Below are 25,559 nucleotides of genomic sequence, written 5' to 3' on the forward strand. Positions count from 1 at the left end.
CGGCGTCGTGCGGAAAACGCACGACGCCGTCCGGACTCAACCCGTATTGCGCAATCCCGCCGCAATCCCGTTGATCGTCAGGTGAATCCCGCGCCGCAACCGCACGTTCTGATCCCCCGCGCGATGCCGCTTGAGCAACTCGACCTGCAAGTGATTGAGCGGATCGAGATACGGAAAGCGGTTCTTGATCGAGCGCGCGAGCAGCGGATTGTCCGCGAGACGCTCGCCTTTGCCGGTGATCTCGGCCAGCACGTTCGACGTACGCTCATGCTCCGCGACGATCTTGTCGAACACGGTCTTGCGCAGCTTCTTGTCGGTGACGAGCTGCGCATAGCGCGACGCCACCGCGAGATCGGTCTTCGCGAGCACCATGTCCATGTTCGACAGCAGGTTCTTGAAGAACGGCCACGTCTTGTGCATCTTGCGCAGCGTGGCCAGCCGCTTCGCGCGTTCTTCGTCGGAGCCGGCCTTGTCGAGATAGGCCGTGACCGCGCTGCCGAAGCCGAACCAGCCCGTCAGCAACAAGCGGCACTGACCCCACGAAAAGCCCCACGGAATCGCGCGCAGATCCTCGATCTTGCGTTGCTTCGGGTCCTGGAGCTTGCGCGACGCCGGCCGGCTGCCGATGTTCAGCTCCGCGATCTCCGAAATCGGCGTCGACAGGAAGAAGTAATCGGTGAAGCCGGGCGTCTCGTAGACGAGCGCGCGATACGCGGCCATCGCGGAATCGGACAGGGTCTGCATCGTCGCTTCGAATTGCGGCAACTGCGCGGGCGCGTTCTCGTGCGGCAGCAGCGATGCTTCGAGCGTCGCGGCGACCACCGTCTCCAGATTGCGCCGGCCGATTTCCGGATTGCCGAACTTGCTCGCGATCACTTCGCCCTGCTCGGTCAGACGAATTTGCCCGTCGACGGTGCCGGGCGGCTGCGACAGAATCGCCTGATAGGTCGGGCCGCCGCCGCGTCCGACCGTGCCGCCCCGGCCATGGAACAGACGCAAGGTCGTGCCGCGTTCGTTGAAGAGCGCGACGAGCGCCAGTTCCGCGCGATACAGCTCCCAGTTCGACGTGAGGAAACCGCCGTCCTTGTTGCTGTCCGAGTAGCCGAGCATGACTTCCTGCTCGTTGCCCTGATTCTCGATGAGCGCGTCGATGCCCGGCAGCGCGAAGAACTCGCCCATGATGACGGGCGCATTGCGCAAGTCCGCGATGGTCTCGAAGAGCGGAATGACCATCAGGCCGTCGCGCGGGGAATCGTCCTTGGCGCCGAGACAGCCTTGCAGCACGCCCGTTTCCTTCTGCAGCAACATCACTTCGAGCAGATCGCTGACGGTTTCCGTGTGCGAGATGATGTAGTTGCGCACCGCGCGCGTGCCGAACTTCGCGCGCGTTTCGTGGGCGGCTTCGAGCACGCCGAGTTCGCTCTTCGCGAGATCGGAGTATTGCGCGTAGGGAATGCGCAGCGGACGCGGTTGCGCGAGTTCCTTCAGCAATACCTCGCGCTTCTGCTCCTCGGAAAGCGACGCGTAATCCGCGACGACGCCCGCGCGCGCGAGCAGCTCCGTGACGACCGCCTCGTGAATGTCCGAACTCTGCCGCAAGTCGATGCTCGCGAGATGGAAGCCGAACACTTCGGCGGCGCGCGCGAGCGGCGACAGACGCAGGATCGACATCGACGCGCCATGATGTTCCGCGAGCGAATCGACCAGCACATGCAGGTCGCCCACGAATTCGGCGGCGTCGGCGTAAGGCTTCGCGCGAATCTGCGGCGCGCCCGGCCCCGCGCTGCGCACCGCGACGACGCCTTCGCCCAGCCGCACGCGCGCGCTCGCCGCGAGCCGCGTGTAAATGCCGATGAGCGCCCGCCGATACGGCTCGTCGGTGCGATGCGGCGATTGATCCGGCGACGCATCGGCGAGTGCTTTGAGCGCATCGCTCGAACCGGCGAGCAGGTTCGACACGGACAGTTCCGCGCCGAGCTTGTGCACCTCTTCCAGATAGTGTTCGAAGATCACGATCGCCTGGCGGGTGATCGCGGTTTCGAGCGTCTCGCCGGTGACGAACGGATTGCCGTCGCGATCGCCGCCGATCCAGCTTCCCATCTGGAAGAACGGCGGCAGGCGCACGGGCAGGCCGTGTTCGGCGAGCGCGCCTTCGATATCGGCATAGAGCGCGGGAATCTCCGCGAGGAAGGTCGCGCGATAGTAGGACAGCGCGTTGTCGATTTCATCGGTGACGGAAAGGCGCGTGTCGCGCAACATGCGCGTCTGCCACAGCGAGGTCACGCGCGCGCGCAACACTGCCACGTTCTGCGTGCGTTCGCGGTCGGTCAGTTCCTGATCGCGCTCGGCGAGCAGGCGCGCGATATCGTGCTGCGCATCGAGGATGCTCTTGCGCGACACTTCGGTCGGATGCGCGGTAAGAACGGGCACGATGAGCGCATCGCCGAAGAACTTGTCCAGCAGCTTGCGCGTGGAACTGATGTTCTTGTGCTCGCGCATGCGCTCGATCGCATAGGCGATGGTGCCCGGCTGCGAGCCTGAGCCCGCGAGCGCGTGAATGCGGCGGCGGCGATTGTGATGGCGGTCTTCCGCGATATTCGCGAGATGCGAGAAGTAGCTGAACGCGCGCACCACGGACACCGTCTGTTCCGGCGACAGCGCGCGCAGCTTTTTCTCCAGCGCCTGCGCGGCTTCGCTGTCGTCCTCGCGGCGGAATTTCACGGCCGTCTGACGAATGGCTTCGACGACATCGAACACGGCGTCGCCTTCCTGCTCGCGCAGCACTTCGCCGAGCAGGCGCCCGAGGAAGCGGATGTCCTCGAAGAGCGGGCGGTCCTTGTCGTCGCGCGTGCGGCTGGCGGGCTTCGCGCCGTTCACGGCCGGCGCTTTCGCTTTGCTCGCCACGCGTTTCGCCGCCGGTTTGATGGCGGGCCTCGGCTTCGGCGCAATGGCCGCTTTCGATGCCTTCGCGGCCGTCGCGGCCTTCGTGACGATGGGCGACGACGCCGGGCGGGGCGCGTCGGAGGAGGAAGACTTGGGCAATGCGGCGTTGCGGCGCGCCGGGCGAGCCGATCCAGAAGACGTCACGTTGGGTTCCTCTCAGAAGCTGCGAAGCCAAAGCCACATCGACGTGATGCCGCAACCCAAACGGGCGCCGCATCGGGCAGGAAACCGCAGGCCGTACGAACGGCCGTGCGTCAAACCGGCGACAGCATGCCGCGGCGTTCTTCGCGCCCTGACGCGTTCATCGCGCTCGCTGCGGCTGCCGCCGCCGTTCACTCGATAAGAAACGCACTGCGGACGCCCGGAAAGGCGCATCGGACAAGGCTCTCGCGCGCTGCCTGGGTGTCTGTGGACCTTGGCGTGCGTGCTACCATTGTTCGCTAATGTCTATTCATCCATCCCGTCATTCGATCGAGCATCAATGAATTCCGAGACGCATTCAACGACACCGCCCGCGAGCATCACCATCGCTTCGCGGGAAAGCCGGCTTGCGATGTGGCAGGCCGAGCATGTGCGGTGTGCGCTGCACAAATTATATCCATCTTGCGACGTGAAAATCCTCGGAATGACGACACGTGGCGATCAGATTCTCGATCGTACGTTATCGAAGGTCGGCGGCAAGGGTCTCTTCGTGAAGGAACTCGAAGCCGCGCTCGCCGATGGCCGCGCCGATCTCGCCGTGCATTCGCTGAAAGATGTCCCGATGGAACTGCCCGAAGGCTTCGCGCTCGGCGCCATTCTGGAGCGTGAAGATCCGCGCGATGCGTTCGTGTCGCCGCACTACGAATCGCTCGATGCGCTGCCGGCGGGAAGCATCGTCGGCACGTCGAGTCTGCGCCGCGAAGCGATGATCCGCGCGCGCTTTCCTCATCTCGAAGTGCGTCCGTTGCGCGGCAATCTCGACACGCGGCTCGGCAAGCTGGATCGCGGCGAGTATGCGGCGATCATTCTCGCGGCCGCCGGTTTGAAGCGGCTCGGGCTCGAAGCGCGCATCCGTGCGTTGCTCGATCCGTCGGACAGCCTGCCGGCGGCGGGGCAGGGCGCGCTCGGCATCGAGATCCGCGCGGATCGCGCCGATCTCTTCGCGTGGCTCAAACCCTTGCACGACGAACCCACCGCGCTCGCGGTCGAGGCGGAACGCGCGGTGTCGCGCGCGCTCGGCGGCAGTTGCGAAGTGCCGCTCGCGGCGCATGCCGTGTGGCGTGAAGGCGCGCTGCATCTGCGCGGCGCGGTGTCGATGCCCGATGGCAAGCGCGTGCTGCGCGCGGAAGAAGCGGTGAGTTCGCCCGATCTCGCCGCCGCGCTCGCGCTCGGCAAACGCGTGTCATCGGACCTGGAAGCGCAGGGCGCGATGGACATCGTCAACGCGCTCACGACCATGAGCCGCGCGGACGGCCCGAACACCGCGCCTTCGGGGCCGAAGTCCTGATGGCGAGCGAGCGCCGCGCCACCATCGTCGTCACGCGTCCGGACGGGCAATCGTCCGCATTGCTCGCGCGGCTCGCGAGCGCGGGCTTCGACACGCTGGAATTTCCGCTCATCGATATCGCGCCCGTCGCCGACGAAGCGCCGCTGCGCGCCGCGCTCGACGAGCTCTATCTGCCGCCTGACGCACCGGCGCGCTACGCGCTCGTCGTGTTCGTGTCGCCGAATGCGATCGATCATGCGTTCAGCCGGTTCGGCGCGCCGTGGCCCGCCGATCTGCCGGTCGCCGTGGTCGGGCCGGGCTCGGTCGCGGCGCTCGCGCGGCAGGGCGTCAATGCGCCTTCGCATCGCGTGATCAGTCCGTCGACCGAAGATGCCGATCCGCGCTTCGATTCGGAAGCGCTCTATGCGGCGATCGAAGCGCAGTTCGGCGCGAACGGTCTGGCAGGCAAGCGCGTGCTGATCGTGCGCGGCGACGGCGGCCGCGAGTGGCTCGCCGAGCGCCTCGCCGAAGCGGGCGCGCGGGTCGACAAGGCCGCCGCGTATCGCCGCGTGCTGCCCGAGCCGTCGATGCAGAAATGGGAGCGCATCCACGAACTGCTCGCGGGCAAACCGCACGCGTGGCTGCTGACGAGTTCCGAAGGCGTGCGCAATCTCGCCGAGCTCGCGCACGAACATCTCACCGCCGACGAAATCGTGCTGCTCAGGCGCACGCCGCTCGTCTGCCCGCACCCGCGCATCGCCGAAGCCGCGCGGGGAGCGGGTTTTGATAGGATTACGGTGTCCGGCGCGGGCGACGAACGCATTGCCCACGCACTGGAAGCGCTGTTCCCGCACGCCGCCGCCGCTGCAACCGCGCAGGCGGAGTCACCAGGCAACTCACGCGATCCGGAGGCCCACGCACAGGCGAGCGCTACAGCGAACGCATCGAGCGCATCGAGTTCGGTCCATTCCTCATCCGCGCCGACGGACGCCCATCCGGCCACCGCGCCGGCCCACCAAACGGCTCAATCACGCATGACTGATTCGAACGATTCCAAGAAAGCCTCACCTCAGCCGAACGTGACACCGCCCGTGCCGCCGAACACGCCCTTCACGCCTTTCGAGCAGCAGAAGCGGCGCGGCGGCGCGGCCATCGTGTTGTTGTGGTTCGTCGTCGTCATTCTGGCGGTGGCGGCGGGCGCGGGCGCCTTCGTCCTGAACCGCAAGTTCGACCGCGCCGATGCACAACTCGCGCAGCGCGTCGCGCTTGCCGACGACCAGAACGCCGATCTGCGCGCGAAGGTTGATCAGGCCGCGAGCGCGACCACCGCGCTCAACACGCAGATCATCCAGTTGCAAGGCAAGCTCGCCGATGCCGAAGCGCACAGCCAGGCGCTCCAGCAGCAATATCAGGATCTCGCGAGCAACCGCGACGACTGGACCGTCGCCGAGGTCGAGCAGATTCTGTCGAGCGCGAGCCAGCAGTTGCAACTCACCGGCAACGTGCAACTTGCGCTGTTCGCGCTGCAAAGCGCCGACACGCGCCTCGCCGCGACCAACGGCCCGCAGGTCGTGGCGATCCGCAAGGCGATCGCGCAGGATATCGACAAGCTGAAGGCCACGCCCACCACTGATCTGACGGGCCTCGCGATCAAGCTCGACACGGCCATCGACCAGATCGACCAGCTGCCGCTCGCAGGCGAAGCGCCGATCGCGCGCGCGCAGGCGCAGGCCGCCGAGCCGGCAAACAGCGCGTCGATCGCGGCGGCGACCGGCGAGCCGCGCTGGAAGGTCCTCTGGCGTCAGATCACGAGCGGCATCGGCCAGCAGTTGTCGAGCCTCGTGTCGGTGCGCCGCATCGACAATGCCGACGCCATGCTCACGTCGCCCGATCAGGGTTATTTCGTGCGCGAGAACGTGAAGCTGCGGCTGCTGTCCGCGCGTCTTTCGCTGCTGTCGCGCAGCGAGCCGACGCTCAAGTCCGATCTGCATGCCGCCGACGGGTCGCTCGCGCGCTACTTCGATGCGTCGTCCCGCAAAGTGCAGGCCGTGCGCGAGCTCGTGAAGCAGGTCGATCAGGCGTCGCTCGCCGTCGCCGTGCCGAACCTGAACGCGAGCCTCGCCGCCGTCCATCAGTTCAAGCGAGGCGGATGATGACGATTCGTGGACTCATCTGGCTCGCGCTGCTGTTCGCCGTCGCGGTGATCGTCGCGACGGTCGGTGGCTTCAACGGCGGACAGATCCTGCTCGTGATGCCGCCGTATCGCGTGGACATGTCGCTCAACCTGTTCGCGGTGGCGCTCGTCGTGCTGTTCATCGTGCTGTACGCGATCATCCGCGCGGCGCGCGGCGTGTGGAAGATGCCGTCGCGCGTCGCCGCCTACCGCGCGCGCAGCAAGCTCGCGAAGGCGAACGCGTCGCTGCGCGATGCGATCGGGCATCTGTACGCCGGACGCTTCTCGAAGGCCGAGAAGGCCGCGCGCGACGCGCTTTCCGTCGATGCCAACAAGGGCGCGGCCGGTCTCATCGGTGCGAACGCGGCGCATCGTCTGCACGAGTACGCGCGGCGCGACGAATGGCTTACGCAGGTCGGCGGCGCCGAATGGCAGGACGCGCGTCTGATGGCGACCGCCGACATGCGCGCCGATGGCCGCGACGCCGACGGCGCGCTCATCGCGCTGACCGAGATGCAGGCGCAGGGCGGACGACGCATCCACGCGCAGCAGATCGCATTGCGCGCGCAACAGCAGTTGAAGAACTGGAGCGAAGTGCTGAAGCTCGTGCGCATGCTGGAAAAGCGCGAGGCGCTGCATCCGGCGGTCGCGGTGCGGCTGCGTCAGGTGGCGGCGGAAAACCTGCTGCGCGATCGCCGGCACAATCCCGATGCGCTGCTCGAACTGTGGCAGTCGCTGTCGGCGACCGAGCGCCAGTCGCCGCGTCTCGCCGATCTCGCCGCCGAACTGCTGATCGCGCTGGATCGCCGCGCGGAGGCGAAGAAGATCGTCGAGGACGCGCTCGCGCACAACTGGGACGCGCGGCTCTTGCGGCGCTATCCCGATTGCATCGTCGGCGGCGACGCGTTCCCGCTGATCCAGCGCGCCGAAGCGTGGCAGAAGGAGCGCACCGAAGACGCCGACCTGCTGTTCACGCTCGGCCGCCTGTGCCTGCATCAGCAGTTGTGGGGCAAGGCGCAGGCTTTCCTCGAATCGGCGCTCAAGCTCGCCGACAACGAGCCGCTCAAGATCCGCACGCATCGCGCGCTTGCTCGTCTGCATGAACAACTGGGCGACACGGAAAAGGCGGCGGAGCATTATCGCGCTAGCGCGCTGGCGATGAACGTGGTCTGATCCACAAGCCGTCAGGCGCACAAGGAACGGGCCGCATGGGCGAAATGCTCCTGCGGCCCGTTTTTTTGCTGCGCGGCAAAACCACCGTTATTGCGTTGTCTGTACGCCAGCGCACGGCCATGAACGGGACATCATGGTCTAGTTTCCCCTCTACCAAAAAGAGCGATCGCGCCGCGTGTTCGATGCGTAGTCGCGACCGAAACGGAGGCGGAGTGAAACGAGGGCTTCAAAAGCTGATCGGGCTCGCGCTCGTCGTCTTTCTGTTCTGGCCCGATACGTCGCATTATTTCGCGCAGGGCTTCATCACGAACGCGCCATGGACCGGAACCTGGTCGAGCGCGCCGGCCGTCACGTCCGATCCGGGCTTCAACAATCAGACGATTCGCCAGATCGTGCATACGAGCATCGGCGGCACGGCGGCGCGGCTCACGCTTTCCAATCTGTTCGGCGAGAAACCAGTCACGATCGGCGACGTGCGCATCGCGCGCCGCCAGCACGGTGCCCGCACGATCGCGGGCACCGACCGGCAAGTGACCTTCAACGGCCAGTCGTACGTGACGATTCCCGCGGGCGGCTCGGTGCAGAGCGACGCCGTCGCGTTTCAGGTGCCCACGCTCGGCGACATCGCCGTGAGCATGCACATTCCATCGCAGACGCCGCCGAACTCGACCGGCCACATCGACGCGATGCAGGACGTCTATATCGCGCCGGGCGACGTGAGCGCGGATTCGAACTTCGCGGGCGGCGTCGTGAATGCGGCGGGCGGCCAGTCGAACTATTTCCTCACCAATGTCGACGTGATGAACGCCGCCGCGACGGGCGCGGTGGTTGCATTCGGCGCGTCGATCACGGAGGGGACGGCGTCCACGCCCAACACGAACCGGCGCTGGCCGAACCGGCTGGCGGAGCGGCTGAACCGCGCGGGCATGACGGTTGGCGTGCTGAATCAGGGCATCAGCGGCAATGACTTCTTCACCGATGCCTCCGGCCAGGCCGGCCTCACGCGCTTCGCACGCGACGTGCTCGGCCAGGCGAACGTGAAGTGGGTGATCATTTCCGACGATGCGGTGAACAACCTCATCAGCGGCAATCCGCCGAGTGCGCAGCAGCTCATGACCGCGTATCAGCGGCTCGCGCGGCAGGCGGGCGATGCGAAGGTCGGCGTGATCTGCTCGACCCTGACGCCGTTCGAAGGCATGGCCGAATGGACGCCTGCGATCGAAGACACGCGCCAGACCGTGAACGCATTCTTGCGCGGCAGAAGCAGCGGCTGCGATGCCGTGCTCGATCAGGCGCAAGTGCTGGGCGACCCGGCAAGCACGGCCGCGGATGCCGCCTATGCGCGCAGCTACAACAGCGGCGACGACCTGCATCCGAACGACGCGGGCATGCAGGCGATCGCCAATGCCGTCGATCTGACCTGGTTCGCCGCGCTGCCGCCGATCAACGCGCCGAGCGCGTGCGGCCGGCTCACGACGGGAGAGGGTATCGCGATGGGACAGTCGCTCGCGGCGTGCAGCGGCAGTGTGGAGCTGACCTTGCAGGACGATGGCTATCTCGTCGCCGTGCTGAACGGCGAGACGATCTGGTCATCGCATGTGAGCGGCACGCCGGGCGTCGAAATCCGCATGCAGGAGGACGGCAACCTCGCGATGTACGACAGCAACGGCGCGATGGTCTGGCAGACGCGCACCTCGGTTCCGGGCGCCTACGCGACGATCCAGAAGGACGGGCATCTCGTCATCTATTCGCCGCACGGCACGGCGCTGTGGTCGAGCGCGGGATGAGGCGCGCTCGTTACCGAGGAAATCAGTACGTGGGAACAGACGGATCGACCTGACGCGACCACGCGTCGATGCCGCCGTACAGGTTGAAGGTCTTCGTGAAGCCGCGCGATTCCAGGAACATCGCGACCTGCGCGCTGCGTGCGCCGTGATGGCAGATGCAGACGATCTGCGCTTCGTCGTCGAGTTCCTCGCTGCGCGCGGGGATCTCGCGCATCGGGATCGCTACGATGTTGGCCAGTTTCGCCGTCTGGATTTCCCAGGGCTCGCGCACGTCGAGCAGGACGGGAGCGGGGCGCGAGTCATCGGCGAGCCACGCGGCGAGTTCGGGGGCGGTGAGATTTTGCATGGGGCTTCCGGCAGGACGCGCGCGGCCGGTTGCGACCGGCAGCGCGCTTTCGGCTTAGAACTTGAACTGCGAAGGGTGTACCGCGTTCTTCAGCGGCGCGACGAGCGTTTCGAACACATCCGACACGCGGAACTGCTTTTCGTCCACGCGCGTGATGATCTGCGCCTTCATGACCGGCGCCGCGCCGACGAACGCCGCGATGCGCCCGCCGATCTTCAGTTGCTCCAGAAACTGCTGCGGCATGACCGGCAGGCCGCCCGACACGCAGATCACGTCGTAGGGCGCGCCCTGATCCCAGCCGAGCGAGCCGTCGCCGGTGATCACGTCCACGTTCGTCACGCCGTTCGCCGTGAGATTCTGCTTCGCGAAATCGGCGAGTTCCGGCGCGATTTCGACGCTCGTCACGCTGCGCCCGCGATGCGCGAGCAGCGCCGCCATGTAACCCGAGCCCGTGCCGATTTCCAGCACGGTTTCGCCCTTGTGAACCGCGAGTTCCTGCAGGACGCGCGCTTCGACCCTGGGTGCGAGCATGCGCTCGCCGCCGGGCAGCGGAATTTCGAGGTCCGCGAAAGCGATGTTGCGATACGCGGCGGGAACGAAGTTCTCGCGCTTGACGATCGTGAGCAGGTTCAGAACGTCCTGGTCCAGCACTTCCCAGGGACGAATCTGTTGCTCGATCATGTTGAAACGCGCTTGCTCGATGTTCATGTTCTGTGTGCGTGGTGGCGACCGGAGCGCACTGCGTCGCGGCCGGATGCGGGGTCAGAAAACTACGCGATTGTAGCAAAACGGGGGGTTTTCCCGCCCGTTTCGCGCTAATGCGGCAGCCGGATATCGAACTTGAACGTGATGAGCCGCGCGATCAGGATGAAAGCCGTCGAAAAGAGGACGTTGTAGATCGTGTCGACATCGAGCCGCTCCAGCCCGATATAGATCCAGCAGCCCGCGAACGCGCAGACCGCGTACGGGCGCGAGTCGCGCAGGATCAGCGGAATCTCGTTGCAGAGCACGTCGCGCAGTACGCCGCCGAACACGCCCGTGACGACGCCCATCATCGTGGCGGTGAAGGCGGGCATCTGCGCGTCGAGCGCGATCGAGGTGCCCGACACGCTGAAGAGGCCGAGGCCGATCGCATCGGTGATGAGCAGCGCGCGCTGATCGAAGAGGCGCGAGGTCACGCGCAGGAAAAGCGGCGCGAAAATCGCCATCGCGAAGATGAACAGCACGTAATCCTGATGCTCGACCCAGTAGAACGGGCGGCGCGAGAGCAGCACGTCGCGCACCGTGCCGCCGCCGAACGCGGTGACGAGCGCGACGAGAAACGCGCCGACCGCGTCGAGCCGGCGTTTGCGCGCCTCGAGAAGCCCGGAGAAGGCGTACGCGAAAATCGCGAGCGCCTCCATGATGGTGATGGCGAGCGTCAGTCTAGGATGCACTGTCCGGCCCCGGATAAGAATGCTTGCCGTGGCTCTTGTCTTGCGGATGGTTATGATGCCGCGGCGCGCCGCCCGGCTGCAGCAGCACGAGCACCGCGCCCTCACCGCCGTCGTGCGGCCGCGCCTGACAGAACGCAATCACTTCCGACTTCTGCACGAGCCACGCGCGCACCTTGCCCTTGAGCACCGGCTCGCGGCCGATGGAGCCGAGCCCCTTGCCATGGATCACGCGCAGACACCGCAAGCCGCGCTTCACCGATTCACGGATGAATTCCGCGAGCGCCTCGCGCGCTTCCTCGCGCCGCATGCCGTGCAGGTCTAGCTGCGCCTGCACGATCCACGCGCCGCGCCGCAGTTTCCTCACGACTTCCTGGCTGATGCCGGGGCGATGGAACGACAGCGTTTCGTCGATATCGAGCAGGCTTTCGGGATCGTATTCGTCCGAGAGCGCTTCCTGCAGCACGGCTTGCTCGTCGCGGCGGCTTTGCAGGGGCACCGGCGGAGGCGGCACGCGCGTGACGGTCGTGCGCGGCGGCGTCCTGAGCGGCTCGACCGCGCCGATCGAACGGCGGAACTCGTCGGCATCGGCGACGGCTTCGCGCTCGGCGTGCGCCGCCGCGACGCGTTGCACTTCGCGTTTCTCGGCATCGGCTTTCAGCGCGCGCTTCAGCGACGACAGACCTGCGAGGCCGTCGCGCTTCACGGCGGCGGTGACATCGCGCGCGTCGGCCGGCTTCGCATCGACGGACGCGGCCGGACGCGGCGCTTCCTTGCGCCGGACTTTCGGTTCGTTCGGATGGGGGAGGTTCTTCGGCATCGTTCGGCCAGCGGAAGTCGACAGGAATCGGGCGCCGCACGCAACGTCGCGCCCCAATGAAAACGGGCCGACGGCGTGAACCGTGGCCCGTTTCATCTACGCGCCGTCATGAACCGGCGGGGCGCTGCAAAAGCGGGCGATCTCCATTTTACCGGCTCGCCGCGCGTCGCCGCGCCCGGATGACGCCCGATCAGCGGTCTGCTTCGTGGCTCATCGAATGCGGCGTCGGCGTTTCGTCGATGGTTTCGAGGTAGCGCTGCGCGTCGAGCGCGGCCATGCAGCCCGTGCCCGCGCTCGTGATCGCCTGGCGATACACGTGATCCTGCACGTCGCCCGCCGCGAACACGCCGGGGATGCTGGTCGCGGTGGCGTCGCCCGTGGTGCCGCCCTTCGTGATGATGTAGCCGTTCTTCATCTCGAGCTGGTTGATGAAGAGATCGGTGTTCGGCTTGTGGCCGATCGCGACGAACACGCCCTGCAGCGCGATGTCGGTGGTGTTGCCCGATTGTGTGTCCTTGATGCGCAGGCCGGTGACGCCGGATTGGTCGCCGGTGACTTCGTCGAGCACGTGATTCCATTTGATGTCGACGATGCCTTCCTTCTCCTTCGCGAGCAGGCGGTCGATGAGAATCGGCTCGGCGCGGAACTTGTCGCGGCGATGCACGACCGTGACCTTCTTCGCGATGCCCGCGAGATAGATCGCTTCTTCGACTGCGGTATTGCCGCCGCCGATCACCGCGACTTCACCGTTGCGATAGAAGAAGCCGTCGCAGGTCGCGCAGGCCGACACGCCTTTGCCCATGAACGCTTCTTCGGACGGCACGCCGAGATATTGCGCCGATGCGCCCGTCGCGATGATCAGCGAGTCGCAGGTGTACTCGCCCGAATCGCCGATCAGACGGAACGGTCGCTCGTTGAGCTTCGCGGTGTGGATGTGATCGAACACGATCTCGGTGTTGAAGCGGCGCGCATGTTCCTCGAAACGCTGCATCAGTTCCGGGCCCTGCACCCCCGACGGGTCCGCCGGCCAGTTCTCGACGTCCGTGGTGGTCATCAGCTGGCCGCCTTGCGCGAGGCCAGTGATGAGCAGCGGCGACAGGTTCGCGCGCGCGGCGTACACCGCAGCGGAGTAGCCGGCGGGGCCGGAACCGAGAATCAGCACTTTGGCGTGTTTGGGCGAAGACATGATGATGGTCCGTTTTTGATGGTCAGCTCGGAAATACCGACACCGGCGAACGACGCCAGTGGCGTGGCGCGTGGCCGCGAGACTGCGCCGGCGCGCTTCCGATGAACCGTATTTAGGTGCAAAAGGAGGATTATAAAGGCCGCTGGAAAAGCCTTCCGAGTGAACCTTTCAATCGGTTTGATAGGCCCGGCGGGCGGGCCGGGCCGCATGACGAGCGCGTGACGAGTGTTACAGGTTGCAAGAACGAGGCCGTTTTTGCGCCGTTCACCGCAATGCAGCGTTTACAATAGGCCACCGTTCCATGCGGCCCCGGTGCATCGGCGCGCGAGGCTGCAAGCGACACACAGCGACACCGAATCAATGGCCAAAGCTACTTATTCCGCGAGCCCGCAGGCATTGCCGCACCGCATGTCGCGGCTCTTCACCGAGATTCGCTGGATTCTCCAGGTCGCACTCGGACTCTTCCTCGTGATGGCGCTCCTCTCGTACAGCCGCAAGGACCCGAGCTGGACCCACGCGGTGAGCATCGATCACTTCGCGAACTGGGCGGGGCGCGTCGGCGCGTACACGTCGGACATTCTGCTGCTCGTGTTCGGGCTGTCCTCGTACTGGCTGATCGTGCTGCTCGCGCGGCGCATCGTCGCGAACTATCGGCGCATCACGCTGCCGCCCGTCGTCGATGAAGACGCGCCGAAGGATCGAACATGGCTCGCCGAAGCGTTCGCGTTCGTGCTCGTGCTGCTCGCGAGCGACGGCATCGAGGCGCTGCGCATGTGGTCGCTCAAGGTGCAGTTGCCGCGCGCGCCGGGCGGCGTCGTCGGCGACGTGGTCGCGCGGCATGTTTCGCATGCGCTCGGCTTCACGGGCGCCACGCTCTTTCTGCTGATCGCGCTGGCGATCGGCCTGTCGCTGTATTTCCGCTTTTCGTGGCTGTCCGTATGCGAGAAGGTCGGCGACGGCATCCTCAACGCGATCACCGGCGCGCAACTGCGCCGCGAAGCCGGACGTGACCGCAAGCTCGGCGAGGCCGCCGCTTCGAAGCGTGAAGGCAAGGTGGTGCGCTCGCGCGAAAAGAGCGAAGACCACGAGCCGGTGATGATCGTGCCCGCCGCGCCCGCGCCCGCGCGTTCGGAGCGCGCCGAGAAGGAAAAGCAGGTGCCGCTCTTCAAGGACCTGCCGGGCGACTCCACGCTGCCGCCGCTCGCGCTGCTCGATGCGCCGCCGAAGACGCAGGAAACCATCGCTGCGGATACGCTCGAATACACGTCGCGTCTCATCGAGAAGAAGCTGAAGGACTTCGGCGTCGAGGTGAGCGTGGTCGCGGCGTATCCGGGGCCGGTCGTCACGCGCTATGAGATCGAACCGGCGACGGGCGTGAAGGGCAGTCAGATCGTCGGGCTCGCGAAGGATCTCGCGCGCTCGCTGTCGCTCGTGTCGATCCGCGTCGTCGAGACGATTCCGGGCAAGAACTTCATGGCGCTCGAATTGCCGAACCAGCGCCGTCAGACCGTCAAGCTCTCCGAGATTCTCGGCTCCGAGGTCTACGCGGCCGCCGCGTCCAGTCTGACGATGGGCCTCGGCAAGGACATCGGCGGCAATCCGGTCTGCGCCGATCTCGCGAAGATGCCGCATTTGCTGGTCGCCGGTACCACGGGCTCGGGCAAGTCCGTCGGCATCAACGCGATGATTCTCTCGCTGCTCTACAAGGCGAGCGCGGAGCAGGTGCGCCTCATCCTCATCGACCCGAAGATGCTCGAAATGAGCGTCTACGAAGGCATTCCACACCTGTTGTGCCCGGTCGTCACGGACATGCGGCAGGCCGGCCACGCGCTCAACTGGGCGGTCGCGGAAATGGAGCGCCGCTACAAGCTGATGAGCAAGATGGGCGTGCGCAATCTCGCGAGCTTCAACACCAAGATCGACGAAGCGAAGAAGCGCGACGAAAAGATTCCGAACCCGTTCAGCCTCACGCCCGACGAGCCGGAACCGCTCACGCGCCTGCCGCACATCGTCGTCGTGATCGACGAGCTCGCCGACCTGATGATGGTCGTCGGCAAGAAGGTCGAAGAGCTGATCGCGCGCATCGCGCAGAAGGCGCGCGCGGCGGGCATCCACCTGATTCTGGCGACGCAGCGCCCGTCCGTCGACGTGATCACCGGCCTCATCAAGGCGAACGTGCCGACGCGCATGGCGTTCCAGGTGTCGTCGAAGATCGATTCGCGCACGATTCTCGATCAGCAGGGCGCCGAGTCGCTGCTCGGCATGGGCGACATGCTCTATCTGCCGCCGGGCTCCGGCCTGCCGGTGCGCGTGCACGGCGCGTTCGTGTCGGACGAGGAAGTGCATCGCGTTGTCGACAAGCTGAAGGAACACGGCGAGCCGAACTATATCGAGGGCATTCTCGAAGGCGGCCTCGCGGGCGACGGCGACGAAGGCTCGGCGGGCGCGGGCGGAACCGCCGGCGCCGACGGCGAGTCGGACCCCTTGTACGATCAGGCGGTCGAGGTCGTCATCAAGAACCGGCGCGCGTCGATCTCGCTCGTGCAGCGGCATTTGCGCATCGGCTACAACCGCGCGGCGCGCCTGCTCGAACAGATGGAGAACTCGGGGCTCGTGTCGGCGATGTCGTCGAACGGCAACCGCGAAATCCTGACGCCGGCGCGCGACGAGCAATGACGCGCGCCGGGAATCAAAGGGAGAACACAACGATGAAACACCTTACGGGGAACCGCACGCTCAAGGTCTTGAGCGCTGCATTGTTTTCGGCGTCGATGCTGTTTGCATCGCACGCATTCGCGAGCGGCACGGAACAGTTGAAGGCGTTCGTGTCGCAGGTGCGCGCAGCGCGCGGCGACTTCACGCAACAGGAAATCAAGGCGCCCGGCCGCGCGAACAACGGCGCCACCTCGACCACGGTGCCGACCAAGGGCGCGACCTCCAGCGGCACGTTCATGTTCGCGCGGCCGGGCAAGTTCATCTGGTCCTATCAGAAGCCGTATTCGCAAATCCTGCAGGCCGATGGCGACAAGCTCTACGTCTACGACAAGGACCTGAACCAGGTCACGGTGCGCACGCTCGGCGGTTCGCTCGGCGCGAGCCCGGCGGCGATTCTGTTCGGCAGCAACGATCTGGAAAAGAACTTCAATCTGCGTGATGCGGGCGAGAAGGGCGGCATCGACTGGCTCGAACTTACGCCGAAGGCGAAGGACACGCAGTTCGAGACGGTCGGCATCGGCTTCAAGGACGGCAACCTGCAGGCGATGGAACTGCACGACGTGTTCGGCAACGTCACGCTGCTCACGTTCTCGAACATCCAGAAGAACCCGCCGATCAAGAGCGATACCTTCAAGTTCACCGTGCCGAAGGGCGCGGACGTGATCAACGGCTGATCCGCAAAGGGCGCGACGCAAAGCGCCCTTTTTTCATTCGATAGCCGCGTGCGCCGCGGCCATATCCTCGATAAACGCCTCGACGATTTCGCGTTTTGCGTCACGCGCGCCGCTTGCACGCTCCGCGCGCGTGACCATCTGAAACGCGACGCGATAGCGCATCGCCTGCGGATTCAATGGCGCGAGCAGACCGTCCTTCACATACGGCGCGGCGAAATGCTCGGGCAGATAGCCGAGATGCCGTCCCGACAGCACGAGCATCGCGACGGCTTCCATGTTGTCCGCGAGCGCGCCGATATTGCGCGGCGTGAGTTCGCCCGCCTCCGGCAGCGGATAGCTGCGCCACGCCCAGTCATGCTCGAACGCTTGCGTCACGCCGACGCGCCCGGCCTGCGCGAACAACGGATGCTCGTGCCCGCAATACGCGAGCTGGTCCTCCGCGAAGATCTCCGTGTAGTCGAGCGACGGCACGCGATGCCAGAAATATCCGATCGCCATCTGGATGCGCTCGGCCAGCAGCATTTCCTCCAGTTCGCCCGGCGAGCGCACGAGCACCGCGAAGCGCACGGATTCGTCGCGCTGCCGGAACCGCGCGATCGCCTGACTGACGCGCGCATTCGCGCTCACGGGCGTGTTGCCGATCATCCCGAGCGTGAGCGTGCCGACGAGCTTCTTGCCGACGTTGCGCGCGGTCGAATCGAAGGTATCGATGGCCCCGAGCAGCGTCCTGCACGCGTCGACGAACTGTTCGCCGCGCGATGTCAGCGCGAAGCCGCCGCGCCCGCGTTCGCAGAGCCGGTAGCCGAGCCGCGTTTCGAGCGTCGCGAGCTGCGTGCTGATGGTCGATTGCCCGACGTTGAGCGTCGCCTGTGCCGACGAGACGCCGCCCGCATCGGCGATGGCGAGAAACACGCGGATCAGGCGCAGGTCGAGGTCGGAAAGGTGAGTGAACATGGGCGTCGCCGATACATCGATAAATATCGATGTTAAGTTATTTTCATCGCCATTTCATCTTCGCGAAAAAGCGGCTATTAATGGTGTCATCTCAACGCGCACACATCCGACGCCATGAATACATCCTCACTTTTCGCGCCCGCCGAACATTTCGATTCGCACTTTCTCGAACAGCGCGCCGAGCGTCCGCAGCCGCTGTCGGGCAACCAGATGCCGCGCTGCGGCGGCATCACGACGATGATGCGCCTGCCGCACGTGCAGTCGGCTTCAGGGCTGGATGCGTGCTTCGTCGGCGTGCCGTTCGATCTCGGTACGTCCAACCGGACCGGCGCGCGTTTCGGTCCGCGCCAGGTGCGCAGCGAATCCGTGCTGCTGCGCCCCTACAACATGGCGACGCGCGCCGCGCCGTTCGATTCGCTGCGCGTCGCGGATATCGGCGATGTCGCGATCAATCCGTACAACCTGCTCGATTCGATCGACCGCATCGAGCGCGCGTACCGCGAAATCCTCAAGCACGACTGCAAGCCGCTCACGCTCGGCGGCGACCACACCATCGCGTTGCCGATCCTGCGGGCGATTCACGCGAAGCACGGCAAGGTCGGGCTGATTCATATCGATGCCCACGCGGACGTCAACGACACCATGTTCGGCGAGAAGATCGCGCACGGCACGCCGTTCCGTCGCGCGGTGGAGGAGGGCCTGCTCGATTGCTCGCGCGTGGTGCAGATCGGTCTGCGCGGCACGGGCTACGAAGCCGGCGATTTCGACTGGTGCCGCGAGCAGGGCTTTCGCGTCGTGCAGACGGAAGAATGCTGGAACAAGTCGCTCGCGCCGCTAATGGACGAAGTGCGCGCGCAGATGGGCGACGGCCCCGTCTACATCACGTTCGATATCGACGGCATCGATCCGGCGTTCGCGCCGGGCACCGGCACGCCGGAAATCGCCGGATTGACCGTGCCGCAGGCGCTGGAGATCGTGCGCGGGGCGCGCGGGCTGAATATCGTCGGCGCGGATCTGGTGGAAGTCGCGCCGCCCTATGACCCGTTCGGCACGACGGCGCTGCTGGGCGCGAACCTCGCGTTCGAATTGCTGTGCGTGTTGCCGGGCGTCGAGTATCGCGCGGCGAAGTAGGTCACGCGTAAGCGCGACGCCTGCCCGACACGAGCAGCAGATAGCACACCGCGCCGAGCGCGAGTGCGGGCAGCGTCGCGCCGAGATTCGGCAGCCATTGATTGATCGCGTGATACGCCGCGATCCCGATGCCCCACGCGACGAACGCGCTCACGTGCCAGCCGCCCGAATAGCCGTAGCGCCCGTCGGCAGCGCCGAGCGCGGCGGCATCGATGCGGCGCTTCCTCACGATGAAGTGATCCGCCAGCACGACGCCGAAGAGCGGCGCGAACACCGAGCCGATCAGCAACAGGAAGTTCTGATACTTGCCCATCTCGACGGCGAGCGCGACGAGCGTGCATAACGCGCCGAACGCGCACGAGAGCATCGGCACGCTGGCGCGCGCCCAGAACGTTCCCGTCGATACGGCTGCCGAGTGGATATCAGCGAAGGCGTTGTCGATTTCATCGATCAGAATCAGAAATAGCGCGAGGCCGCCGCCAGCCTGCGCGAGCGCGGTCGTGAGGAGCGTATCGCCGCCGCCCGCCGCGAGGCCGTAGATCGCGCCGAGCGCGTAGAACCACACGTTCGCGATGCCGTAGCCGAGCAGCGTGCCGCGAAACGTGCCGCCCGCGCTCTTGCCGAAGCGCGTGTAATCGGCGATCAGCGGCAGCCACGAGAGCGGCATCGCGACGACCAGATCGATGCCCGCCCCGAACGCCATCTCGCCCGTGCCGGCGCGCGACATCAGCGCGCCAATGTCCTGTTTGGCCAGCAGATTCCAGGTGAGCCAGCCCGCGCCGCCGAGCAGGAGCCACACGCCCCACGTACGCAGAAAGCGCCGCACGAACGAGAGCGGGCCGCTGATCGCGAGCAGCGTCGCGAGCGCGCCGAAGATCAGCGTCCAGACGAGCGGCATCGACAAATGGAAGGATTGCTTCGCGAGGGCATCGGCGGAATCGCGCATCACGATGATTTCGAACGAGCCCCAGCCGACGAGCTGGATCGCGTTGAGCACCGCCGGCACCGACGCGCCGCGCACGCCGAGCGTCGGCCGCAGCGACGACATCGCCGCAAGCCCGGTATCCGTGCCGATCACGCCTGCGAGCGCGAGCAGCACGACGCCGATCACCGTGCCGATGACGATGGCCGCGAGCGCGTGCGGCAGCGACAGTCCCGGCACCAGCAGCGCGCCCGCCTGCGCGACCAGAAGGCCGATGCCGAGCGAGAACCACAGCGCGAAGGCATCGCTCGTGCCGAATGCGCGCCGCTCGGGCGGAACCGGCGTGAGCGGCGCGTAGGTCGACGTTTCGCCGTGCGCTGCGGCGTTCGTGGCGTGTTCTTGCCCCATCGGATTGCGTCCTTTATATGGTCAGAGCGTGATTCAACCGGCGCGTGGCCCGCTTCGTGCGAAAGCCGTGCGCCGTCAGGCTGTCATAATGACCCGATTCTGCGGCCGCGCCGCGCTTTTCGGGAAGCGCGAGATTATCGCCGCGATCCACCCAACTGCGTCAACCTGCATCGCACAGCACATGTTCGAAGAAAACCGTGGCACCGTTCCGCTCGCGGAGCGCCTGCGCCCCCGCACCATCGACGACGTGATCGGCCAGAAGCATCTGCTCGGCAAAGCGAAGCCGCTACGCGTCGCGTTCGAATCGGGCGAAGCGCATTCGATGATTCTCTGGGGCCCGCCCGGCGTCGGCAAGACCACGCTCGCGCGTCTCATGGCCGATGCGTTCCACGCGCAGTTCATCTCGCTGTCGGCGGTGCTTTCCGGCGTCAAGGATATCCGCGAGGCGGTGGAAACCGCGCAGATCCATCGCGCGAACGGGCATCAGACGCTCGTGTTCGTCGACGAGGTGCATCGCTTCAACAAGAGTCAGCAGGACGCGTTCTTGCCGCACGTGGAGTCGGGCCTGTTCGTGTTCGTCGGCGCGACGACGGAGAATCCGTCGTTCGAAGTGAACAGCGCGTTGCTGTCCCGCGCGGCGGTCTACGTACTGAAGAGTCTCGATGCCGACGAGCTGAAGGAACTGCTGGAGCGCGCGTCGAAGGAACTCGGCGGCCTCACGTTCACCGACGAAGCCCGCGACGCACTGATCGGCTCCGCCGACGGCGACGGCCGCAAGCTGCTGAACAACCTCGAGATCGTCGCGCGCGCGGCGGCGCAGCAAAAGCAGACGGAGATCGACGGCACGCTGCTCGGCAGTGCCCTCGCGGAGAATCTGCGGCGTTTCGACAAGGGCGGCGACGCGTTCTACGATCAGATCAGCGCGCTGCATAAATCGGTGCGCGGCAGCAATCCGGACGCCGCGCTCTACTGGTTCTGCCGCATGCTCGACGGCGGCGCGGACCCGCGCTACATGGCGCGGCGCATCGTGCGTATGGCGTGGGAGGACATAGGCCTCGCCGATCCGCGCGCCGCGCGCATCACGCTCGACGCCGCCGAGACCTACGAGCGGCTCGGCTCGCCGGAAGGCGAACTGGCGCTCGCGCAGGCGCTCATTTATCTGGCCGTCGCGCCGAAATCGAACGCGGGGTACAACGCGTACAACGAGGCGCGGCGCTTCGTCGGCAAAGATCAGTCGCGCGGCGTGCCGGTGCATCTGCGCAACGCGCCGACCAAACTGATGAAAGAACTCGGCTACGGTCACGAGTATCGTTACGCGCACGACGAGCCGGATGCCTACGCGGCCGGCGAAACCTATCTGCCCGACGGCATGCGCGATCCGCGCTGGTACCAGCCGACGCCGCGCGGGCTCGAAGGCAAGATCGGCGACAAGCTCGCGCGCCTCGCCGAACTCGACGAAGCCTGGCGGCGCGAGCATCGCGACGAGAAGAAGCGATGAAAACCGCGCCGTGCGTTTCGCGCGCGGGCACACTGCGTTTCGCCGGGCGCGTCGCCGATTGCGCCCGGCGCGCAATGACCGTGCGCTAAAATCAGCGTTTCCGATTACTTAACAAAGCAGCCCCCGCCATGCTCGACATCCAAACCCTCCGCAAAGACCTGGACGGCGTTGCGAAGCGCCTCGCCGATCGAGGCTACGCGCTCGACGTCGCCGCCTTTGCCGCGCTCGAAACCGAGCGCCGCGAGATCCAGACCCGCACCGAAGAACTGCAGGCGCGCCGCAACAGCCTGTCGAAACAGATCGGCGCGATGAAGGGGCGCGGCGAGGACACGTCGGCGGTGATGGCGGAAGTGGGCGGCATCGGCGACACGATGAAGGAATCGGCGGCGAAGCTGGACGATGTGCAGAAGCGGCTGTCCGATCTGATGCTGACGGTGCCGAACCTGCCGCACGAAAGCGTGCCGGTCGGCAACGACGAGACGCAGAACGTCGAAGTGCGGCGCTGGGGCACGCCGCGCGCGTTCGACTTCGAAGTCCGCGATCACGTCGATGTCGGCGCGCCGCTCGGCCTCGACTTCGAAACCGGCGCGAAGCTCTCGGGCGCGCGCTTCACGCTGCTGCGCGGACAGATCGCGCGGCTGCATCGCGCGCTCGCGCAGTTCATGATCGACACGCACACGGAACAGCACGGTTATACCGAGGCGTACACGCCGTACATCGTGAATCCGGAGATTCTCTACGGCACGGGCCAGTTGCCCAAGTTCGCCGACGACATGTTCCGCGTCGAAAAGGGCGGCGACGAGAACACGGTCACGCAGTACCTCATTTCGACCTCGGAGATTTCGCTCACGAATACCGTGCGCGACAGCATCCTCGAAGCGGATGCGCTGCCGGTCAAGCTCACCGCGCATTCGCCGTGCTTCCGCTCGGAAGCGGGCTCGTACGGGCGCGATACGCGCGGCCTGATCCGCCAGCATCAATTCGACAAGGTCGAGATGGTGCAGGTCGTGTCGCCGGAGCATTCCTATGCCGCGCTCGACGAGATGGTCGGGCAGGCGGAGACGATTCTGCAGAAGCTGGAACTGCCGTATCGCGTGATCACGCTGTGCACGGGCGACATGGGCTTTTCGGCGGCGAAGACGTTCGATCTCGAAGTGTGGCTGCCGGCGCAGAACACGTATCGCGAGATTTCGAGCTGCTCGAACACCGAGGCGTTCCAGGCGCGTCGCATGCAGGCGCGCTTCCGCAATGCGCAGGGCAAGCCGGAGTTCGTGCATACGCTGAACGGTTCGGGTCTGGCGGTCGGCCGTACGCTCGTCGCGGTGCTGGAGAACTTCCAGAATGCGGACGGCTCGGTGACGATTCCGGCCGTGTTGCGTCCGTATATGCGCGGTGCGGAAAGAATCGAAGTTTCCGCAGTAGTGTGACGTTTATTTTCAAAAAGGGGCTTGGAAAGCACGAAAGGGTTCGATATACTTTCGTTCTTCGTTGAGCAACGACCAGTTCACGAAGACCCGAAAGGGTAGACGGAGAGGTGGCAGAGTGGTCGAATGTACCTGACTCGAAATCAGGCGTACGGTTTTCCCGTACCGTGGGTTCGAATCCCACCCTCTCCGCCAAAATACTGAAACCCCGCATGTCGTGAGACTGCGGGGTTTTGCTTTTGGGCTTCGAGTTTCGGCTTCAATTCGTCGCTCCGCTTCGATGAAGCGGAGCGACAGCGTCAAGTCGTACAACGCGCGATATCGAAGCGCAGTTCCGGCTCCGGCACACCGCCATCGTCGCTCGACGACTGCTGCACCTTCACGATCGATCCATACGCCGAAGGCGTGAGCGTCACGAGCCACGCGTTCGATCCGACCAGCAATTCGGTCGTCCCTTGAGCGCGCCTCGTCTGCGCGGACGGAATCATGCGTTGCAGACAACTCGATATATCCGACGCAGGCCGCGCCGACGAAACGTGGATCACGGGCTTCGACGCGCGCAGCTCGGGATCGCTCGTCGAACTGCAGGCGACGAGGGCGGCGGCGCTCGAAAGTACAGCGGAAATCAAGGCAAATCGATGCAAGGTCATAGCGTTCCGGCAAGTTCGAATTCGCGCCACTAAAACACAAACACGCTTTCATCACAAGGGCGAGCGCCGTTCGCTTCGCGTTCGGTAGAGCGCACACGAAGCGTCGAAATGCAGCGCCCAAGCGGCTCTCCAAGCGGCGACGCCGCTCGGGAGTGCTATCATCGGCCCCATTGTCCTCGCGCGCGGCCTGCCTGAAACACCGGCGAAAGCGCACGCGCGGGCAGCACGCATCCGGCACGAACCCATTCGCATTGCTCAATGGCCATCACGCTCAAGACCCCCGCCGACATCGAAAAGTTGCGCATCTCCGGCCGCATGGCCGCCCAAGTCCTCGCGATGATCGCCGAACACGTCCGTCCGGGCGTCACCACGGATGAACTCGACGCCATCTGCAATCGCTTCATCGTCGACGAACTGAAGGCCATTCCCGCCAACGTCGGCTACATGGGTTTTCCGAAGACGGTCTGCACCTCGGTGAATCATGTCGTGTGCCACGGCATTCCCGGGCCGAAAGAACTGAAGGACGGCGACATCATCAACATCGATGTCGCGATCATCAAGGACGGCTACTACGGCGACACGAGCCGTATGTATTACGCCGGCACGCCGAGCGCCGAAGCGCGCCGCCTCACCGAAACGACCTACGAAGCCATGATCGCGGGCATCCGCGAAGTGCGCCCGGGCGCGACGCTCGGCGATGTCGGCGCGGCCATTCAGAGCGTCGCGCATCGGGAAGGCTTCTCCGTGGTGCGCGAGTACTGCGGCCACGGCATCGGCCGCGTGTATCACGAAGACCCGCAAGTGCTGCACTACGGTCAGCGCGGCGCGGGCCTGCGTCTGAAGCCCGGCCTCGTGTTCACCATCGAGCCGATGATCAACGCGGGCCGCGCGGCCACGCAGCAATCGCGCGACGGCTGGACCGTGACGACCAAGGACCGCTCGCTTTCCGCGCAATGGGAGCACATGGTCGCCGTCACCGATGAAGGCTTCGAGTTGCTCACGCCGTGGCCCGACGGCACGGGCAGTTATGCGGCGCCATGAGCGCGCATTCGCCGCTTTGGGCCGCGTCGTGTGCGCTGTAAAGCACTTTCCCGGATTTATGAATTGACGGGTACGCCCGTTCGGTTGAAGCTATATGAGTGGTCCACGCGCCGGACCGGCCGACAGAGCCGCACGCGCATGAGCCTGAAAGCCAGAGAGAAATAGCCCGCATGAGTCCCTCATTGACCGTCAGCCGCATCGCCGCGCAACAAGGTTTCGTGCTGCGTGAGCTTCGCACGGCATCGCTGCGCGAAGCGCCGTATGCATTCGGCGAGACGTTGGAAGATGCGCTGCTCGTCGAGCCGTCGTCGTTCGACGCAACCGCCGAGCTGCACGCGAATTCCCCCCGGCTCGCGACGTTTCTGCTCTACACGGAAGGTCATCCCTGCGGTCTCGTGCACGCCTACATCGAAGAGGCGCCGAACGCGCGCGCGTTCGTGAGCGCGCTGTGGGTCGCGCCCGCGGTGCGGCATCTGCGCGGCGGCGAGCTGCTCGTGAACGCTGCATCGCAATGGCTCGCGGAGCAGGGCGCCGCCGAAGTGCATGCGTGGATCTCCGAGGAAAACCGCACCGCGATGCGCTTCTACGAGCGCCTTCATTTCGGCCCTACCGGCGATCGCCGCGCAATGCCTTCGCACGAGCAGGAAGCCGAGTCGCTCTACGTGCGCCACATGCACTCCGAACATCACGCCTGACGCACGTAACTTCGAGCTCCGTCCTCGCTTCCCGCGCGCATCCCGTGCGTACGCGCGGCACACGTTCCTCGTTTCCGATCGCCGAAATCGGTCCTAAAAATTATGGCCGTGTGCGACA

General features: G+C 65.7%; 21 protein-coding genes and 1 tRNA gene. 13 read left to right on the forward strand and 9 right to left on the reverse strand.

The window, feature by feature from the left end; all coding sequences use genetic code 11:
• Nucleotides 1-36: 36 nt before the first annotated feature.
• Nucleotides 37-2,904, reverse strand: coding sequence for a phosphoenolpyruvate carboxylase (ppc, locus tag NK8_RS03505; RefSeq protein WP_225936192.1), 2,868 nt, complete (start codon nt 2,902-2,904; stop codon nt 37-39).
• Between ppc and NK8_RS42705 the strand changes: the two genes are divergently transcribed.
• From NK8_RS42705 to NK8_RS03525, 5 genes are all read left to right on the forward strand, one after another.
• The gene (locus NK8_RS42705; protein ID WP_225936193.1) at nt 2,894-3,286 is read left to right on the forward strand and encodes a hypothetical protein; all 393 of its coding nucleotides are present in this window, start codon (nt 2,894-2,896) and stop codon (nt 3,284-3,286) included. The genes ppc and NK8_RS42705 overlap by 11 nt on opposite strands.
• 138 nt (nt 3,287-3,424) lie before the next feature.
• Nucleotides 3,425-4,432, forward strand: coding sequence for a hydroxymethylbilane synthase (gene hemC, locus NK8_RS03510; RefSeq protein WP_162065106.1), 1,008 nt, complete (start codon nt 3,425-3,427; stop codon nt 4,430-4,432).
• Nucleotides 4,432-6,564, forward strand: coding sequence for a fused uroporphyrinogen-III synthase HemD/membrane protein HemX (hemDX, locus tag NK8_RS03515; protein ID WP_213227475.1), 2,133 nt, complete (start codon nt 4,432-4,434; stop codon nt 6,562-6,564). Before hemC ends, hemDX begins: the two co-directional genes overlap by 1 nt.
• Nucleotides 6,564-7,757: a heme biosynthesis protein HemY gene (locus NK8_RS03520; RefSeq protein ID WP_213228471.1), complete on the forward strand. Its 1,194-nt coding sequence runs from the start codon at nt 6,564-6,566 to the stop codon at nt 7,755-7,757. The genes hemDX and NK8_RS03520 overlap by 1 nt, the downstream gene beginning before the upstream one ends.
• A 212-nt stretch (nt 7,758-7,969) precedes the next feature.
• Complete coding sequence (locus NK8_RS03525; protein ID WP_225936194.1) at nt 7,970-9,544, forward strand: GDSL-type esterase/lipase family protein; 1,575 nt, start codon at nt 7,970-7,972, stop codon at nt 9,542-9,544.
• Between the two features lie 22 nt (nt 9,545-9,566).
• On the opposite strand, the gene NK8_RS03530 is transcribed toward NK8_RS03525, so the two are convergent.
• The 5 genes from NK8_RS03530 to trxB form a co-directional block, all read right to left on the reverse strand.
• Nucleotides 9,567-9,890 (reverse strand): rhodanese-like domain-containing protein, encoded by a 324-nt coding sequence (locus NK8_RS03530; RefSeq protein WP_061180052.1) that lies wholly within the window; start codon nt 9,888-9,890, stop codon nt 9,567-9,569.
• A 54-nt stretch (nt 9,891-9,944) separates the two neighbouring features.
• A complete protein-coding gene (locus tag NK8_RS03535; protein WP_213227479.1) occupies nt 9,945-10,598 on the reverse strand; it encodes a protein-L-isoaspartate O-methyltransferase in 654 nt (217 codons plus the stop codon).
• A gap of 107 nt (nt 10,599-10,705) precedes the next feature.
• Nucleotides 10,706-11,293 carry a trimeric intracellular cation channel family protein gene (locus NK8_RS03540; protein WP_174258024.1) on the reverse strand — a complete coding sequence of 196 codons (588 nt, stop codon included), beginning with the start codon at nt 11,291-11,293 and terminating at the stop codon, nt 10,706-10,708.
• A 22-nt stretch (nt 11,294-11,315) separates the two neighbouring features.
• Nucleotides 11,316-12,143, reverse strand: a complete 828-nt coding sequence (locus NK8_RS03545; protein WP_162065112.1) for a Smr/MutS family protein — start codon at nt 12,141-12,143, stop codon at nt 11,316-11,318.
• Between the two features lie 190 nt (nt 12,144-12,333).
• Nucleotides 12,334-13,335 (reverse strand): thioredoxin-disulfide reductase, encoded by a 1,002-nt coding sequence (gene trxB, locus NK8_RS03550; RefSeq protein ID WP_174258025.1) that lies wholly within the window; start codon nt 13,333-13,335, stop codon nt 12,334-12,336.
• 354 nt (nt 13,336-13,689) lie between these two features.
• Between trxB and NK8_RS03555 the strand changes: the two genes are divergently transcribed.
• Nucleotides 13,690-16,005 (forward strand): DNA translocase FtsK, encoded by a 2,316-nt coding sequence (locus tag NK8_RS03555; RefSeq protein ID WP_213227481.1) that lies wholly within the window; start codon nt 13,690-13,692, stop codon nt 16,003-16,005.
• A gap of 32 nt (nt 16,006-16,037) precedes the next feature.
• A complete protein-coding gene (lolA, locus tag NK8_RS03560) occupies nt 16,038-16,718 on the forward strand; it encodes an outer membrane lipoprotein chaperone LolA (RefSeq protein ID WP_162065115.1) in 681 nt (226 codons plus the stop codon).
• A gap of 33 nt (nt 16,719-16,751) precedes the next feature.
• On the opposite strand, the gene NK8_RS03565 is transcribed toward lolA, so the two are convergent.
• Nucleotides 16,752-17,672 carry a LysR family transcriptional regulator gene (locus tag NK8_RS03565; protein ID WP_213227484.1) on the reverse strand — a complete coding sequence of 307 codons (921 nt, stop codon included), beginning with the start codon at nt 17,670-17,672 and terminating at the stop codon, nt 16,752-16,754.
• 114 nt (nt 17,673-17,786) lie between these two features.
• Between NK8_RS03565 and speB the strand changes: the two genes are divergently transcribed.
• The gene (gene speB / locus NK8_RS03570; RefSeq protein WP_225936195.1) at nt 17,787-18,803 is read left to right on the forward strand and encodes an agmatinase; all 1,017 of its coding nucleotides are present in this window, start codon (nt 17,787-17,789) and stop codon (nt 18,801-18,803) included.
• A 1-nt stretch (nt 18,804) separates the two neighbouring features.
• Here the strand turns inward: speB and cytX are convergent, their stop codons facing one another.
• Nucleotides 18,805-20,133 carry a putative hydroxymethylpyrimidine transporter CytX gene (gene cytX, locus NK8_RS03575; RefSeq protein WP_213227486.1) on the reverse strand — a complete coding sequence of 443 codons (1,329 nt, stop codon included), beginning with the start codon at nt 20,131-20,133 and terminating at the stop codon, nt 18,805-18,807.
• Between the two features lie 181 nt (nt 20,134-20,314).
• On the opposite strand from cytX, the gene NK8_RS03580 reads away from it, so the two are divergent.
• The 3 genes from NK8_RS03580 (at nt 20,315) to NK8_RS03590 (ending at nt 23,250) form a co-directional block, all read left to right on the forward strand.
• Nucleotides 20,315-21,631, forward strand: a complete 1,317-nt coding sequence (locus NK8_RS03580) for a replication-associated recombination protein A (RefSeq protein ID WP_213227488.1) — start codon at nt 20,315-20,317, stop codon at nt 21,629-21,631.
• A gap of 128 nt (nt 21,632-21,759) precedes the next feature.
• Nucleotides 21,760-23,058, forward strand: a complete 1,299-nt coding sequence (serS, locus tag NK8_RS03585; protein WP_213227490.1) for a serine--tRNA ligase — start codon at nt 21,760-21,762, stop codon at nt 23,056-23,058.
• 101 nt (nt 23,059-23,159) lie between these two features.
• A tRNA-Ser gene (locus tag NK8_RS03590) sits at nt 23,160-23,250 on the forward strand.
• Between the two features lie 104 nt (nt 23,251-23,354).
• Here NK8_RS03590 and NK8_RS03595 read toward each other — a convergent pair.
• On the reverse strand, nt 23,355-23,684 hold the full coding sequence (locus NK8_RS03595; protein ID WP_225936196.1) for a hypothetical protein: 330 nt from the start codon (nt 23,682-23,684) through the stop codon (nt 23,355-23,357).
• A gap of 279 nt (nt 23,685-23,963) precedes the next feature.
• Between NK8_RS03595 and map the strand changes: the two genes are divergently transcribed.
• Nucleotides 23,964-24,746: a type I methionyl aminopeptidase gene (gene map / locus NK8_RS03600; RefSeq protein ID WP_213227492.1), complete on the forward strand. Its 783-nt coding sequence runs from the start codon at nt 23,964-23,966 to the stop codon at nt 24,744-24,746.
• A 170-nt stretch (nt 24,747-24,916) separates the two neighbouring features.
• On the forward strand, nt 24,917-25,441 hold the full coding sequence (locus NK8_RS03605) for a GNAT family N-acetyltransferase (RefSeq protein ID WP_213227494.1): 525 nt from the start codon (nt 24,917-24,919) through the stop codon (nt 25,439-25,441).
• The last annotated feature ends 118 nt before the right edge of the window (nt 25,442-25,559 follow it).

This window comes from Caballeronia sp. NK8, assembly GCF_018408855.1.
Classification (GTDB): domain Bacteria; phylum Pseudomonadota; class Gammaproteobacteria; order Burkholderiales; family Burkholderiaceae; genus Caballeronia.

Bases quoted from the DNA above. Each gene is read 5' to 3' on its own strand.
- hemC (WP_162065106.1), top strand. From the start codon at position 3,425: ATGAATTCCGAGACGCATTCAACGACACCGCCCGCGAGCATCACCATC.
- hemDX (WP_213227475.1), top strand. From the start codon at position 4,432: ATGGCGAGCGAGCGCCGCGCCACCATCGTCGTCACGCGTCCGGACGGG.
- NK8_RS03520 (WP_213228471.1), top strand. From the start codon at position 6,564: ATGACGATTCGTGGACTCATCTGGCTCGCGCTGCTGTTCGCCGTCGCG.
- NK8_RS03530 (WP_061180052.1), bottom strand. From the start codon at position 9,890: ATGCAAAATCTCACCGCCCCCGAACTCGCCGCGTGGCTCGCCGATGAC.
- NK8_RS03535 (WP_213227479.1), bottom strand. From the start codon at position 10,598: ATGAACATCGAGCAAGCGCGTTTCAACATGATCGAGCAACAGATTCGT.
- NK8_RS03540 (WP_174258024.1), bottom strand. From the start codon at position 11,293: ATGGAGGCGCTCGCGATTTTCGCGTACGCCTTCTCCGGGCTTCTCGAG.
- NK8_RS03545 (WP_162065112.1), bottom strand. From the start codon at position 12,143: ATGCCGAAGAACCTCCCCCATCCGAACGAACCGAAAGTCCGGCGCAAG.
- NK8_RS03555 (WP_213227481.1), top strand. From the start codon at position 13,690: ATGGCCAAAGCTACTTATTCCGCGAGCCCGCAGGCATTGCCGCACCGC.
- lolA (WP_162065115.1), top strand. From the start codon at position 16,038: ATGAAACACCTTACGGGGAACCGCACGCTCAAGGTCTTGAGCGCTGCA.
- NK8_RS03565 (WP_213227484.1), bottom strand. From the start codon at position 17,672: ATGTTCACTCACCTTTCCGACCTCGACCTGCGCCTGATCCGCGTGTTT.
- speB (WP_225936195.1), top strand. From the start codon at position 17,787: ATGAATACATCCTCACTTTTCGCGCCCGCCGAACATTTCGATTCGCAC.
- cytX (WP_213227486.1), bottom strand. From the start codon at position 20,133: ATGGGGCAAGAACACGCCACGAACGCCGCAGCGCACGGCGAAACGTCG.
- NK8_RS03580 (WP_213227488.1), top strand. From the start codon at position 20,315: ATGTTCGAAGAAAACCGTGGCACCGTTCCGCTCGCGGAGCGCCTGCGC.
- serS (WP_213227490.1), top strand. From the start codon at position 21,760: ATGCTCGACATCCAAACCCTCCGCAAAGACCTGGACGGCGTTGCGAAG.
- map (WP_213227492.1), top strand. From the start codon at position 23,964: ATGGCCATCACGCTCAAGACCCCCGCCGACATCGAAAAGTTGCGCATC.
- NK8_RS03605 (WP_213227494.1), top strand. From the start codon at position 24,917: ATGAGTCCCTCATTGACCGTCAGCCGCATCGCCGCGCAACAAGGTTTC.